The following is a 14,383-nucleotide window of genomic DNA, read 5'->3' on the forward strand; positions in this document are numbered from 1 at the left end:
CCTTAACACACGCGAAGTAAACGAAAAAAGCCAGCAGAGGCTTTCTGCTGGCGGGTGATTCTATACTCTGTGGATTTCACGTTGCAGGACAAACGGTTAACCGTTTTGCGCAGCGCTTACGCTGGCTCCGAAAGGGTGAGTCCCGTAGGGGCGATTCACGCGGCCAGAACATAGGCTCTGGGAGCATCGACAGCGATAGACCCGGGCAAGCGCGCGCACCTGCAGCTTGAAAAACGACGAGTATAACACCAATACTCAGTCACACATGATGTCTGCAAGTCAATGATCAGAGGTCTTTGACGTCACTCCCCACTGCATCAGTTCGCCCAGGATTTCCTGCTGTCGTCCTGCCATCAGGCGGGCCAGCCAGGACGCTTCCTGCGTCGCAGAAAAGTAGCGCTGGTAGAACGATTTTGCGGTAGACCTCATCATATTCACCTCCTCGCTTCATCGGGATTCATTATTGGCTTAATATGGGGAGTAATAAATTGCTGAGTTTTGCGCAGGAGTTCCCCTTTTATGTCTTCCGGCCGTCTGCAACAACAGTTCATCCGTCTATGGCAGTGCTGCGACGGCAAGTCGCAGGAGACCACCCTCAACGAACTGGCGGAAATGCTGAGCTGCTCGCGCCGCCACATGCGCACCTTGCTCAATATGATGGAGTCCCGCGGCTGGCTGACCTGGAAGGCGGAGGCTGGCCGCGGAAAACGCTCGCGGCTGACCTTTCTCTATACCGGCCTCGCCCTGCAGCAGCAGCGTGCCGAAGATCTGCTTGAACAGGATCGCATCGATCAGCTGGTGCAGCTGGTCGGCGATAAAGCCGCCGTCCGTCAGATGCTGGTCTCGCATCTCGGGCGCAGCTTCCGCCAGGGGCGGCACATCCTGCGCGTGCTCTACTACCGGCCGATGAAGAATTTACTGCCCGGCAGCGCGCTGCGACGTTCGGAAACCCATATCGCCCGGCAAATATTCAGCGCGCTGACGCGGGTAAATGAGGAAAATGGGGAACTGGAAGCTGATATTGCCCACCACTGGCAGCAGTTGACGCCCACCCACTGGCGCTTTTTCCTCCGGCCAGGCATCCATTTTCACCACGGCCGTGAGCTGGAGATGAGCGATGTGATCGCTTCTCTGCAGCGCAGCAATGCCCTGCCGCTCTATTCGCATATCGAACGCATCGAGTCGCCCACCGCCTGGACCCTGGATATTCATCTGCGCCAGCCCGACCGCTGGCTGCCCTGGCTGCTGGGCCAGGTGCCAGCGATGGTGCTGCCGCAGGAGTGGCAGACCATGAACCACTTTTCTTCGATGCCGGTCGGCACCGGCCCGTATGCCGTGGTGCGTAACAATCAGAACCAGCTCAAGATCCACGCCTTTGAGGACTATTTTGGCTACCGGGCGCTGATCGATGAGGTGAACGTCTGGGTGCTACCGGAAATTAGCGAAGAGCCCAACGGCGGCCTGACGCTGCAGGGGAATACCGAAAGCGAAAAGGCGGTGGAGAGTCGTCTGGAAGAGGGGTGCTACTATCTGCTGTTCGACTCGCGAAGCCCGCTGGGCGCCAACGACGCGGTGCGTCGCTGGTTAAGCTATCTGTTCCAGCCCGCGAACCTGCTCTACCATGCGGGCGAACACTACCAGGGCAACTGGTTTCCCGCCTACGGCCTGCTGCCGCGCTGGCATCACGCCAGCAACCACGCCAGCGACAAGCCGGCGGGGCTGGAGACGGTCACCCTCACCTATTACCGCGATCACGTCGAACATCGGGTGATCGGCGGGATCATGCGCGACCTGCTGGCCGCGCATCAGGTGAAGCTGGAGATCCAGGAGCTGGAGTACGATGCCTGGCATCGCGGCGAGGTAGTCAGCGATATCTGGCTCAACAGCGTTAACTTCACCTTGCCAATCGAATTCTCGCTATTCGCCTATCTGTACGAAGTCCCGCTGATTCAGCGCTGCATCCCCATCGACTGGCAGGAAGACGCCAGCCGCTGGCGCGCGGGAGAGTTTAATCCGGCCACCTGGAGTCAGCGTCTGCTGGCCAGCCAGCATATCGTGCCGCTGATCCATCACTGGCTGATGATTCAGGGCCAGCGCAGTATGCGCGGCGTGCGGATGAACACCCTCGGCTGGTTCGATTTTAAATCCGCATGGTTTGCGCCGCCGGAGCCGTAAGCCTTTCCGTCATCTGACAAAATCATTACACTAAGGCCGTTCTCAACGGGGTGCTAATAAACATACGCAATATCATTCAAGTTGCATCAAGGCAGCAAGCGGGTGAATCCCCTGGAGCATAGATAACTATGTGACTGGGGTGAACGCGCGAAGCTAACGCAGATGCGGCTTGAAGGATGAAGCGTATGGGCTGAGAAAATACCCGTCGAACCTGATCCGGATAACGCCGGCGAAGGGATTTGAGGCTCACTCAAAATCCTTTGCCCCCCCTTTTTTCTGAGGTGCAAAGTGTTGAAAAAATTACTCCCGCTGCTGGCGCTGGTCGCCATGCCCGCTCTGGCGAAGCCTGTCCTCACTGTCTATACCTATGACTCCTTCTCTGCCGACTGGGGCCCCGGCCCGGCGGTCAAAAAAGCGTTTGAAGCGGACTGCGGCTGCGAGCTGAAGTTCGTCGCGCTGGAAGATGGCGTTTCGCTACTGAATCGCCTGCGCATGGAAGGCAAAAACAGCAAGGCCGACGTCGTGCTTGGCCTTGATAACAACCTGCTGGAAGCCGCGGCGCAGAGTAAACTGTTTGCCAAAAGCAACGTACCCGCCAGCGCGGTCAGCGTGCCGGGCGGCTGGGATAACGACACCTTTGTCCCCTACGACTACGGCTATTTCGCCTTCGTCTATGACAAAAACAAACTGGCCAACCCGCCGAAGAGCCTGAAAGAGCTGGTCGAGAGCCCGCAAAAATGGCGGGTCATCTATGAAGATCCGCGCACCAGTACCCCGGGGCTGGGGCTGCTGCTGTGGATGCAAAAGGTCTATGGCGATAAAGCGCCCGAGGCCTGGCAGAAGCTGGCGGCGAAAACCGTTACCGTCACCAAGGGCTGGAGCGAAGCCTACGGTCTGTTCCTGAAAGGGGAAAGCGACCTGGTCTTGAGCTACACCACCTCGCCGGCCTACCACATGATTGAAGAGAAGAAAGACCACTATGCGGCGGCGAACTTCGCCGAAGGCCACTATCTGCAGGTCGAAGTTGCCGCCCGCACCGCCGCCAGCAAGCAGCCGGAACTGGCGGAAAAATTCCTCAAATTCATGGTCTCGCCTGGCTTCCAGAACGCCATCCCCACCGGCAACTGGATGTATCCGGTGACCCAGGTCGCGCTGCCGGCCGGTTTTGCAAGCCTGGTAAAACCGCAGACCACGCTGACGTTTACCCCGCAGCAGGTCGCCAGCGAGCGTCAGACCTGGATTAGCGCATGGCAACGCGCCGTCAGCCGCTAAACCTGAGCGGGCTGCTGCCGGGCCTGTTCGCCGCTACGCTGCTCTGCGCCGTCGCGCTGGCGGCGTTTCTGGCGCTGTGGTTCAGCGCCCCCGGCGCGGGCTGGCGGACGGTCTTCAGCGATAGCTACCTCTGGCATGTGGTGCGCTTCTCCTTCTGGCAGGCGTCGCTGTCAGCGCTGCTCTCGGTGGGGCCGGCTATCTTTCTCGCCCGCGCGCTTTATCGGCGTCGCTTCCCCGGCCGCACGTTGCTGCTGCGTCTGTGCGCGATGACCCTGATCCTGCCGGTGCTGGTGGCGGTGTTCGGCATCCTCAGCGTCTATGGCCGCCAGGGCTGGCTGGCCTCGCTGTTTCACACTTTTGGCTGGCAGTGGGATTTCTCACCTTACGGCCTGCAGGGCATCCTGTTGGCGCACGTCTTTTTCAATATGCCGATGGCCACCCGCCTGCTGCTGCAGGCGCTGGAGAACATTCCCGGCGAGCAGCGGCAAATTGCCGCCCAGCTTGGCATGCGCGGCTATGCCTTCTTCCGCCTCGTCGAATGGCCATGGATGCGCCGGCACATTCCCGCCGTCGCCGCGCTGATTTTTATGCTCTGCTTTGCCAGCTTCGCCACCGTGCTGTCACTGGGCGGCGGCCCGAAGGCCACCACGATTGAGCTGGCTATCTACCAGGCGCTGAGCTTTGACTACGATCCGGCGCGAGCGGCAATGCTGGCGTTGATTCAGATGCTCTGCTGCCTCGGGCTGGTGCTGCTCAGCCAGCGCCTCAGTAAAGCGGTGGCTATCGGCGTCAGCCATGTCCGCGGCTGGCGTGACCCTGACGATCGCCTGCATAGCCGGCTGAGCGATGGGTTGCTGATCGGCGCCGCCCTGCTGCTGCTGCTGCCGCCGCTGCTGGCGGTCATCGTCGACGGGGTCAACCGCAATATGCTGGACGTGCTGGCGCAGCCCGCCCTCTGGCAGGCATTAACGACTTCCCTGCGCATCGCCATCGCCGCCGGGCTGTTGAGCGTGACCCTGACAATGATGCTGCTATGGAGCAGTCGAGAGCTGCGCGCCCGCCAGCGGCCGCTGGCCGGGCAGGCGATGGAGCTGAGCGGCATGCTGATCCTTGCCATGCCGGGCATCGTGCTGGCTACCGGCTTCTTTCTGCTGCTCAATAACAGCATCGGCCTGCCGGAGTCCGCCGACGGCATCGTCATCTTTACCAACGCTCTGATGGCGATCCCCTACGCGCTTAAAGTGCTGGAAAACCCGATGCGCGACATTGCCGTCCGCTACAATATGCTGTGCCAGTCGCTGGGGATCGAAGGTCTGACGCGACTGCGGGTCATCGAACTTCGCGCGCTCCGGCGCCCCCTAGCCCAGGCGTTAGCCTTCGCCTGCGTGCTGTCGATTGGCGACTTCGGCGTGGTGGCGCTGTTCGGCAACGAGGCGTTCCGCACCCTGCCTTTCTATCTCTACCAGCAGATAGGCGCCTACCGCAGCCAGGACGGCGCCGTCACCGCTCTGCTTCTGCTGCTGCTCTGTTTCTTATTATTTACGCTGATTGAAAAACTTCCGGGGCGTGATGCTAAAACTCAATGATGTGACCTGGCTGTACCAGCATCTGCCGATGCGCTTTACTCTCGACGTCGCGCGCGGCGAGCGCATCGCGGTGCTCGGCCCCAGCGGCGCCGGAAAGAGCACCCTGCTGAATCTGATCGCCGGTTTTCTGCCGCCCGCCAGCGGCAGCCTGCAGATTAACGGCGAGACGCATCACGCGACGCCGCCGGCGCAACGTCCGGTCTCGATGCTGTTCCAGGAGAATAACCTGTTTAACCATCTGACCATTCGGCAGAATATCAGCCTCGGGATCCACCCTGGCCTGAAACTGAGCCGCGAACAGCAGCAGAAAGTCACGGCGATTGCCGTCCAGATGGGAATTGATGCCCTGCTTGACCGCCTGCCGGGAGCGCTCTCCGGCGGTCAACGGCAGCGCGCGGCGCTGGCCCGCTGTCTGGTGCGCCAGCAGCCGGTGCTGCTGCTGGATGAACCTTTCTCGGCGCTCGACCCGGCGCTGCGTCAGGAGATGCTGGCGCTGGTGGCGGATGTCTGTGAACAGCAGCAGCTCACCCTGCTGATGGTTTCGCACAGCGTGGAAGATGCCGCGCGCATCGCGCCGCGCTCGATTGTGGTCGCCGAAGGGCGCATTGTCTGGGATGGCGCTACCGCCGAGCTGTTAAGCGGCCGCAGCAGCGCCTCGCATCTGATGGGGATCAGCGCGCGATAACCTTGTGCAGGATCGCCAGATAGACCGGCATCAGCGGATGGCGGAAGACAAATGTTAACGCCGTTGCCGCCAGCGCGACCATACACGGCGCCAGCCACAGCAGACGCCCGCGCGGCAGCCAGCGGGACAGCCGATCGCCAGACGTTTTCGCGCTCCGCCACAGCCGCCAGCACAGCCACCCCGCCAGCCAGGCCAGCAGCGCCGCCCCCAGCAGCAGCCATTGAAAGCTGGCGCTGTTTTCATCGGCCGGAATATCAATCGCCGCGCCGGCGAGAATCCCCGGCAGGAAATAGAGCGGCGGCCAGAGCAGGCAGCCGATAATATTCGGGAGCACGAATTTGGCCACCGGCAGGTCGAGCATCCCGGCGACCATCGGCACCAGCGGACGCGTCGGCCCGACAAAGCGGCCAATCAGGATGGTGATCATGCTGTGCTGGTGCAGCGCATGCTCGGTTTTTTCCAGCAGGGCGCGGTTTTTCTTCATGAACGACCAGCGGTGCAGCGGCTTTTTAAAGCGCCAGCCGAGCCAGAATGAGATCCAGTCTCCCAGCAGACAGCCCACGATCCCCGCCAGCCACGCCTGCCAGAAATTAACCTCACCGCCGCCAATCAGCGCCCCAAGGCCGGCCATCATCACCGTTCCGGGTAAAATAAGCCCCACCAGCGCCAGCGACTCGAGAAAGGCCACCAGCATCACGGCTAACAACGAGTAGACCGTGGATTGGGTAATAAAGTGTTCGAGCAATGCTTGCATAATGTACCCGGTTAAAAAACGAAGCCCGGATTCTCCGAAGCCATCGCGCCGTCGTCAAGCCAACAATTGTCTTAATAGTTTACTGGCTGTGACATTTAAGCGGGTCATCATTTCACTTTCTTTACTTTTTATTCACATCCCGCGCGGAATTCGCTCGGGCTGGCGCCGGTGCATTTTTTGAATACGCGGGAAAAATAAAGCTGATCTTCAAAGCCGACGTTGCGCCCGACGGTGGCGATCGGCATCCGCGTGGTGCTCAGCAACAGTTTGGCCTGGCTGATGCGCTGATCTTCACGCCAGCCGAGCACGCTGATCCCTAACTGCTGGCGGAACAGGTGCGACAGACGCGAGGGCGACAGGCAGACGTGCTGGGCGACGCTGGCGATATCAAAATGGCTGTCCGCCAGATGGTCGCTGATGTACTGGCAGGCGTCGCGCACCCGGTTATCCAGCGGCGGATGCAGCGATTCGTTGATCGCCTCCATCCGCCGCAGCAGGAGCTGTTCCAGCAGATTAATCGCCAGCAGTTCGGAATAGCGCCCCGCCCCCTGTCCGGCATCGACTATCTGGCCGAACAGCTCGCCAAAGCGCGCCTGCCACTGCTCGTCCGGACGGAAAAAGCCGGTCTGGGCGAAGATGGTCGGCCAGTTGAGCCACTCGTGCCAGTAGGCGCGCGGGCGGAAGTAGACCCACTGGTGATACCACTCGCTGGCGTCGGGATGGCGGCCGTAGTGATGGATCTCCCCCGGCGGGAACAGCAGCATATCGCCCGGCCGGCAGACAAATTGCTCGCCGTGGTTGTTGATCACCCCCTCGCCGCGGATCGTCAGGTTGAGGATATAGCCTTTCATACCCAGCGGGCGGTCGATAAAAAAATCCAGATATCCCTGCGCCTCAATCGGCGTCAGACCGGTGACCAGATGAGCGTTAAAAGAGTAGCCCGGCAGCAGCGGATCGTTTTGCGTTTCGGCCATACGCGTGGTTCTCCCCGAAGGTATTAGTGACACCAATTGTCCATATTCATCATTTTATCGCTCTCGGCCCTGTCACGACTGCGACGGCAGTGGGAATTTCGCTAAAAAGCCGCACAGCAAGCGAAAAAAGCGCCAGCGGCGTGCATTCCACCGTGATATGCCGGGTAACAAAAGTGTCTATAAATACGGCAGGAAAGTCCACATCGAATATTTGCACGGCGTCACACTTTGCGAGGTGACAGCAAAATAATCCATAAGATTAGCGAATCCGGCCTGACGGATTTTGCCGGGGATATCTACTGTTGCTGCATGAATGATTTCTGCATGGAGTAACAAGATGGCAATTGCGATTGGCCTCGACTTTGGTAGTGACTCAGTCCGCGCCCTGGCGGTGGAATGCGCCTCCGGCGCAGAACTGGCGGCAAGCGTGGAGTGGTATCCGCGCTGGCGGGAAGGACAGTATTGCGATGGCGCTAACAACCGGTTCCGCCACCACCCGCGAGATTACATCGAGTCCATGGAAGCGGCGCTGAAAAGCGTACTTGCCTCCCTGAGCGCCGAACAGCGCGCCGACGTCGTGGGCATTGGCGTCGACAGCACCGGCTCAACCCCGGCTCCCGTTGATGCCGAGGGCAACGTGCTGGCGCTGCGCGAAGAATTCGCTGACAACCCTAACGCCATGTTTGTCCTGTGGAAGGATCACACCGCAGTCGAGGAAGCCGAGGCGATCACCCGCCTGTGCCACCAGCCGGGCAAAGAGGATTACTCGCGCTATATTGGCGGGATCTACTCCAGCGAATGGTTCTGGGCCAAAATCCTCCACGTCACCCGGGAAGATAGCGCCGTCGCCCAGGCAGCCGCCTCGTGGGTGGAGCTTTGCGACTGGGTACCCGCCCTGCTCTCCGGCACCACCCGTCCGCAGGATCTGCGCCGCGGCCGCTGCAGCGCCGGGCATAAATCCCTGTGGCATGAGAGCTGGGGCGGTCTGCCGCCGGCCAGCTTCTTCGATGAGCTTGATCCCATCATTAACCAGCATCTGGCCTGGCCGCTGTTCACCGATACCTGGACGGCCGATGTGCCGGTCGGCACGCTGAGCGCAGAGTGGGCCCAGCGCCTGGGCCTGTCGCAGACCGTGGCCATCTCCGGCGGCGCCTTCGACTGCCATATGGGCGCCGTGGGCGCCGGCGCGCAGCCTAACGCGCTGGTGAAAGTCATCGGCACCTCCACCTGCGACATTCTGATTGCCGATAAAGAGAGCGTCGGCGACCGCACGGTCAAAGGCATCTGCGGCCAGGTCGACGGCAGCGTGGTCCCGCACTTTATCGGTATGGAGGCAGGCCAGTCCGCCTTCGGCGATATTTACGCCTGGTTTGGTCGCATTCTCGGCTGGCCGCTGGAGCAGCTAGCCCAGCAGCAGCCAGCGTTGCGGGAGCAAATCAAAGCCAGCCAAAAACAGTTACTGCCGGCGCTCACCGAAGCCTGGGCCAACAATCCATCGCTGGAGCATCTGCCTGTGGTGCTTGACTGGTTCAACGGCCGCCGCACGCCGAATGCCAACCAGCGCCTGAAAGGGGTGATCACCGACCTTAACCTGGCCACCGACGCGCCGGCGCTGTTCGGCGGTCTGATCGCCGCCACCGCCTTCGGCGCCCGCGCCATTATGGAGTGCTTCACCGAGCAGGGTATCCCGGTTAACAACGTCATGGCGCTTGGCGGTATCGCGCGGAAAAACCAGGTCATCATGCAGGCCTGCTGCGACGTGCTGAACCGTCCGCTGCAGATTGTCGCCTCCGATCAGTGCTGCGCGCTGGGGGCGGCTATCTTCGCCGCCGTCGCCGCCGGCGTCTATGAGGATATTCCAGCCGCCCAGCAGCGGATGGCAAGCCGGGTGGAAACCACCCTGCAGCCGCGCCCGGCGCAGGCACAGCGTTTCGAACAACTCTATCAGCGCTACCAACAGTGGTCGGTCAGCGCCGAACAACACTATCTCCCTTCGGCTGCAAAGGCGGAAAAAGCCCCGCAATCTCAGGCAGCGCTCACCCATTAAGGATACGAAAATGACGATTTTTGATAACTATGAAATATGGTTCGTTATTGGCAGCCAACATCTGTACGGCCCGGAAGCCCTGCGCCAGGTGACGAAGCATGCCGAACATGTGGTGAACAGCCTGAATGCGGAAGCCAAACTGCCGTGCAAACTGGTCCTTAAGCCGCTGGGCACCACCCCGGACGAGATCACCCACATCTGCCGCGACGCTAACTACGATGACAAATGCGCCGGGTTAGTGGTCTGGCTGCACACCTTCTCGCCGGCAAAAATGTGGATCAACGGCCTGACCATTCTCAACAAGCCGCTGCTACAGTTCCATACGCAGTACAATGCCGCGCTGCCCTGGGACAGCATCGATATGGACTTTATGAACCTGAACCAGACCGCGCATGGCGGCCGCGAGTTCGGCTTCATCGGCGCCCGTATGCGCCAGCAGCACAGCGTGGTGACCGGCCACTGGCAGGATAAAGAGGCCCACCAGCGCATCGGCGGCTGGATGCGCCAGGCGGTCTCCAGACAGGATACCCGTCATCTTAAAGTGTGCCGTTTCGGCGATAACATGCGCGAAGTGGCGGTGACCGACGGCGATAAAGTCGCGGCGCAGATCAAGTTTGGCTTCTCGGTGAACACCTGGGCGGTCGGCGATCTGGTGCAAGTGGTCAACAGCGTCAGTGACGGCGATATCAGCGCCCTGGTCGATGAATACGAGAGCAGCTATCGTCTGACCCCGGCGGCGCAGGTTCACGGCGACAAGCGTCAGAACGTGCTGGACGCCGCGCGCATTGAGCTGGGGATGAAACGCTTCCTCGAACAGGGCGGTTTCCACGCCTTTACCACCACCTTTGAAGATCTCCACGGCCTGAAACAGCTCCCGGGGCTCGCCGTACAGCGCCTGATGCAGCAGGGCTACGGCTTTGCCGGCGAGGGCGACTGGAAAACCGCCGCTCTGCTTCGCATCATGAAGGTGATGTCAACTGGTCTGCAGGGCGGCACCTCCTTTATGGAGGATTACACCTACCACTTCGACAACGGCAACGATCTGGTGCTCGGCTCGCACATGCTGGAAGTGTGCCCGACGATCGCCACCGCCGAGAAACCGATCCTCGACGTCCAGCCGCTGGGCATCGGCGGCAAAGCGGATCCGGCGCGCCTGATCTTCAATACTCAGACCGGCCCGGCGATTGTCGCCAGCCTGATCGACCTGGGAGACCGCTTCCGTCTTCTGGTCAATACCATCGAAACCGTCCCGACCCCGCACGACCTGCCGAAGCTGCCTGTGGCCAACGCCCTGTGGAAAGCGCAGCCGGATCTGCGTACCGCTTCGGAAGCCTGGATCATCGCCGGCGGCGCGCACCATACCGTCTTCAGCCATGCGCTGAACCTCGACGATATGCGCCAGTTCGCCGAACTGAATGATATCGAGCTGACGGTCATCGACAACGACACCCGTCTGCCGGCCTTCAAAGACGCGCTGCGCTGGAATGAAGTCTATTACGGTTCAAAACGCTAAGAGGTCGCCCCCTCACCCTCCCCCTCTCCCCGCCGGGGAGAGGGTACCGGCCTGGCGCGATGCCGCCTTTCTCCCTCTCCCGACGGGAGAGGGTCGGGGTGAGGGATACCCGACTCGCCTGCTATTCGGAGCACACTATGTTAGAAGATCTTAAACGCCAGGTGCTGGAAGCCAATTTAGCGCTGCCGCAGCATAATCTGGTGACCTTAACCTGGGGCAACGTCAGCGCCGTCGACCGCGACCAGGGCGTTCTGGTTATCAAACCCTCCGGCGTGGATTACCGCGTGATGACCGCCGACGATATGGTGGTGGTCAGTCTGGAGAGCGGCGAAGTGGTGGAGGGTAAGAAGAAACCCTCGTCGGATACCCCGACCCATCGCCTGCTGTATCAGGCCTTCCCGACGCTGGGCGGCATTGTGCATACCCATTCGCGCCACGCCACCATCTGGGCGCAGGCCGGGCAAGCTATTCCGGCGACCGGCACCACCCACGCCGACTATTTCTATGGTCCGGTGCCCTGCACCCGGCTGATGACCGATGCGGAGATCAACGGCGAATACGAATGGGAAACCGGCAAGGTGATTGTCGAAACCTTCCGCCAGCGCGAGATCGACCCGGCGCAGATGCCCGGCGTGCTGGTTCATTCCCACGGCCCGTTCGCGTGGGGTAAAAACGCCGAAGACGCGGTGCATAACGCCATCGTGCTGGAAGAGATCGCCTATATGGGCATCTTCTGCCGCCAGCTGGCGCCGCAGCTGCCGGATATGCAGCAGACGCTGCTGGATAAACACTATCTGCGTAAGCATGGAGCCAAAGCCTACTACGGCCAATAATCACCCTGCTCGCGCTGCGTTTAGCAGGGCTACGGCTCTGCACCGTCTGGCAGACCGGATAAGGCGCAAGCCGAAATCCGGGGGCCACCTCAGCGCCGAATACCTGTATAAAATCCCAGCACTCATTGAGAAACCAGGCTATAATCAGGCCTGGTTTTTTATCATCGAGAGCACCCGTGACCCAGCCACGAGCAGGTTTTCTACTCACCCGTCACTGGCGGGACACTCCGCAAGGCACCGAGCTTTCCTTCTGGCTGGCCACCGACGACGGCCCGCTGCAGGTCACGCTGCCGCCGCAGGAGTCCGTCGCCTTTATCCCCGAAGCGCAGCGGGCGCAGGCTGAGCGACTGTTGCAGGGTGAGAAAGGCTTCCGCTTCGCCCCGCTGGCCCTGAAAGATTTCCACCGCCAGCCGGTTGTCGGCCTCTACTGCCGCGCCCATCGTCAACTGATGCGTCTGGAGAAGATGCTCCGCGACAGCGGCGTCACCCTCTATGAGGGCGATATCCGTCCGCCGGAGCGCTACCTGATGGAGCGCTTTATTACCGCCCCGGTGTGGGTGGAAGGCGAAACGCGCGGCCCACAGCTGGTTAACGCGCGCATGAAACCTAATCCTGACTATCGCCCGCCGCTGAAATGGGTGTCGCTGGATATCGAAACCAGCCGCCACGGCGAGCTGTACTGCATCGGCCTGCAAGGCTGCGGTCAGCGGGTGGTCTACATGCTGGGCCCCGAACCGGAAACGCCGCCAGGCGTCGATTTCGATCTGGTCTACGTCGCCAGTCGCCCCCTGCTGCTGGAAAAACTCAACGCCTGGTTTGCCGATCACGACCCCGACGTGCTGATCGGCTGGAACGTGGTGCAGTTCGATCTGCGCGTCCTGCAAAAGCATGCCGAACGCTACCGCATCCCGCTAAGGCTCGGCCGCGGCAACAGCGAGCTGGAGTGGCGCGAGCACGGTTTTAAGAACGGTGTCTTCTTCGCCCAGGCCCACGGCCGGCTGATTATTGACGGCATCGACGCGCTGAAATCGGCGTTCTGGAATTTCTCCTCCTTTTCGCTGGAGGCGGTGGCCCGCGAGCTGCTGGGCGAAGGCAAAGCCATCGACAACCCATGGGATCGGATGGACGAGATCGATCGCCGCTTCCATGAAGATAAACCGGCGCTGGCCATCTATAACCTACAGGACTGCGAGCTGGTGACGCGGATCTTCCACAAAACGGAGATCATGCCATTTCTGCTCGAGCGGGCGACGGTCAACGGCCTGCCCGCCGATCGCCACGGCGGCTCGGTCGCCGCCTTCAGTCACCTCTATTTTCCGCGCATGCACCGCCTGGGCTACGTGGCGCCGAACCTCGGCGACGTGCCGCCCCAGGCGAGCCCCGGCGGCTATGTGATGGACTCCCGCCCCGGCCTGTATGACTCGGTGCTGGTGCTGGACTACAAGAGCCTGTATCCGTCGATCATTCGCACCTTTTTAATCGATCCGGTCGGCCTGGTGGAGGGCCTGGCGCAGCCCGATGACCAGCACAGCATTGAGGGCTTCCTCGGCGCCCGCTTCTCGCGAGACAAGCACTGCCTGCCGGGGATTGTCAGCCAGATCTGGCACGGCCGTGATGAAGCCAAGCGCCAGCACAATAAGCCGCTCTCCCAGGCGCTGAAGATCATCATGAACGCTTTTTACGGCGTGCTGGGCACCAGCGCCTGCCGCTTCTTCGACCCACGTCTCGCCTCGTCGATCACCATGCGCGGCCACGCGATCATGCGTCAGACTAAAGCGTTAATTGAAGCCAATGGTTATGACGTCATCTACGGCGATACCGACTCCACCTTCGTCTGGCTTAAGCGCCCGCACAGCGAAGCGCAGGCGGCGGAGATCGGCCGGACGCTGGTGAACGACGTCAACGCCTGGTGGGCGCAGGAGCTTGGCAAACTCCAGCTAACCAGCGCCCTGGAGCTGGAATACGAAACCCACTTCTGCCGCTTTTTGATGCCGACGATCCGCGGCGCCGATACCGGCAGCAAGAAGCGTTACGCCGGAATGATTCAGGAGGGCGACGGCCAGCGCATGGTTTTCAAGGGTCTGGAAACCGTGCGCACCGACTGGACGCCGCTGGCCCAGCAGTTTCAGCAGGAGCTGTACCTGCGCATCTTTCGCAACCAGCCCTATCAGGATTATGTGCGGGAGACTATCGCCAGGCTGATGAACGGCGAGCTCGATGAGCAGCTGGTTTATCGCAAACGCCTGCGTCGGCCGCTGGCGGAGTATCAGCGCAACGTGCCGCCGCACGTGCGCGCCGCGAGGCTTGCCGATGAGCACAACCTGAAGCGGGGTCGGGCGCAGCAGTATCAGCAACGCGGCACCATCAAATACGTCTGGACCACCGGCGGTCCGGAACCGGTGGATTATCAGCAGTCGCCACTCGATTACGACCACTATTTGTCAAAGCAGCTGCAGCCGGTAGCGGAAGGGATCCTGCCCTTCGTCAACGACGACTTTGCTACAATAGTGACAGGACAGCTGGGGCTATTTTGATTTTTTCTCA

At 61.0% G+C, this 14,383-nt stretch carries 11 protein-coding genes and 1 riboswitch; of the genes, 8 read left to right on the top strand and 3 right to left on the bottom strand.

All coding sequences use genetic code 11. The annotated features are described in order from the left end of the window. Positions 1–279 precede the first annotated feature (279 nt). Complete coding sequence (gene sgrT / locus ACLH1I_RS15190; protein WP_004204309.1) at positions 280–432, bottom strand: glucose uptake inhibitor SgrT; 153 nt, start codon at positions 430–432, stop codon at positions 280–282. A gap of 87 nt (positions 433–519) precedes the next feature. On the opposite strand from sgrT, the gene sgrR reads away from it, so the two are divergent. From sgrR to thiQ, 4 genes are all read left to right on the top strand, one after another. Continuing rightward, on the top strand, positions 520–2,175 hold the full coding sequence (sgrR, locus tag ACLH1I_RS15195) for an HTH-type transcriptional regulator SgrR (RefSeq protein ID WP_048322981.1): 1,656 nt from the start codon (positions 520–522) through the stop codon (positions 2,173–2,175). 36 nt (positions 2,176–2,211) lie between these two features. After that, a riboswitch (TPP riboswitch) is annotated at positions 2,212–2,431 on the top strand. Positions 2,432–2,463: 32 nt separating this feature from the next. Next, positions 2,464–3,447 (top strand): thiamine ABC transporter substrate binding subunit, encoded by a 984-nt coding sequence (gene thiB / locus ACLH1I_RS15200; protein WP_004204306.1) that lies wholly within the window; start codon positions 2,464–2,466, stop codon positions 3,445–3,447. Further along, a complete protein-coding gene (thiP, locus tag ACLH1I_RS15205) occupies positions 3,423–5,033 on the top strand; it encodes a thiamine/thiamine pyrophosphate ABC transporter permease ThiP (RefSeq protein ID WP_004204304.1) in 1,611 nt (536 codons plus the stop codon). The genes thiB and thiP overlap by 25 nt, the downstream gene beginning before the upstream one ends. Further along, the gene (gene thiQ / locus ACLH1I_RS15210) at positions 5,017–5,718 is read left to right on the top strand and encodes a thiamine ABC transporter ATP-binding protein ThiQ (protein WP_004204303.1); all 702 of its coding nucleotides are present in this window, start codon (positions 5,017–5,019) and stop codon (positions 5,716–5,718) included. The genes thiP and thiQ overlap by 17 nt, the downstream gene beginning before the upstream one ends. Here thiQ and ACLH1I_RS15215 read toward each other — a convergent pair. Together ACLH1I_RS15215 and araC are read right to left on the bottom strand one after the other, a co-directional pair. Continuing rightward, complete coding sequence (locus ACLH1I_RS15215) at positions 5,705–6,472, bottom strand: DedA family protein (protein WP_004204302.1); 768 nt, start codon at positions 6,470–6,472, stop codon at positions 5,705–5,707. The two genes, thiQ and ACLH1I_RS15215, sit on opposite strands and share 14 nt — an antisense overlap. Positions 6,473–6,600: 128 nt before the next feature. Beyond that, positions 6,601–7,446: an arabinose operon transcriptional regulator AraC gene (araC, locus tag ACLH1I_RS15220; protein WP_004204301.1), complete on the bottom strand. Its 846-nt coding sequence runs from the start codon at positions 7,444–7,446 to the stop codon at positions 6,601–6,603. 337 nt (positions 7,447–7,783) lie between these two features. Between araC and araB the strand changes: the two genes are divergently transcribed. From araB to polB, 4 genes are all read left to right on the top strand, one after another. Next, positions 7,784–9,493: a ribulokinase gene (gene araB / locus ACLH1I_RS15225; RefSeq protein WP_048322978.1), complete on the top strand. Its 1,710-nt coding sequence runs from the start codon at positions 7,784–7,786 to the stop codon at positions 9,491–9,493. 10 nt (positions 9,494–9,503) lie between these two features. Continuing rightward, positions 9,504–11,006, top strand: a complete 1,503-nt coding sequence (gene araA / locus ACLH1I_RS15230; protein WP_004204297.1) for an L-arabinose isomerase — start codon at positions 9,504–9,506, stop codon at positions 11,004–11,006. Positions 11,007–11,143: 137 nt separating this feature from the next. Next, positions 11,144–11,839, top strand: a complete 696-nt coding sequence (gene araD, locus ACLH1I_RS15235) for an L-ribulose-5-phosphate 4-epimerase (RefSeq protein ID WP_017901201.1) — start codon at positions 11,144–11,146, stop codon at positions 11,837–11,839. Between the two features lie 176 nt (positions 11,840–12,015). Continuing rightward, on the top strand, positions 12,016–14,373 hold the full coding sequence (polB, locus tag ACLH1I_RS15240) for a DNA polymerase II (protein WP_048322975.1): 2,358 nt from the start codon (positions 12,016–12,018) through the stop codon (positions 14,371–14,373). Positions 14,374–14,383 lie beyond the last annotated feature (10 nt).

Source organism: Klebsiella sp. 1SOBk10mer, assembly GCF_046602535.1.
Lineage (GTDB): Bacteria > Pseudomonadota > Gammaproteobacteria > Enterobacterales > Enterobacteriaceae > Klebsiella > Klebsiella quasipneumoniae.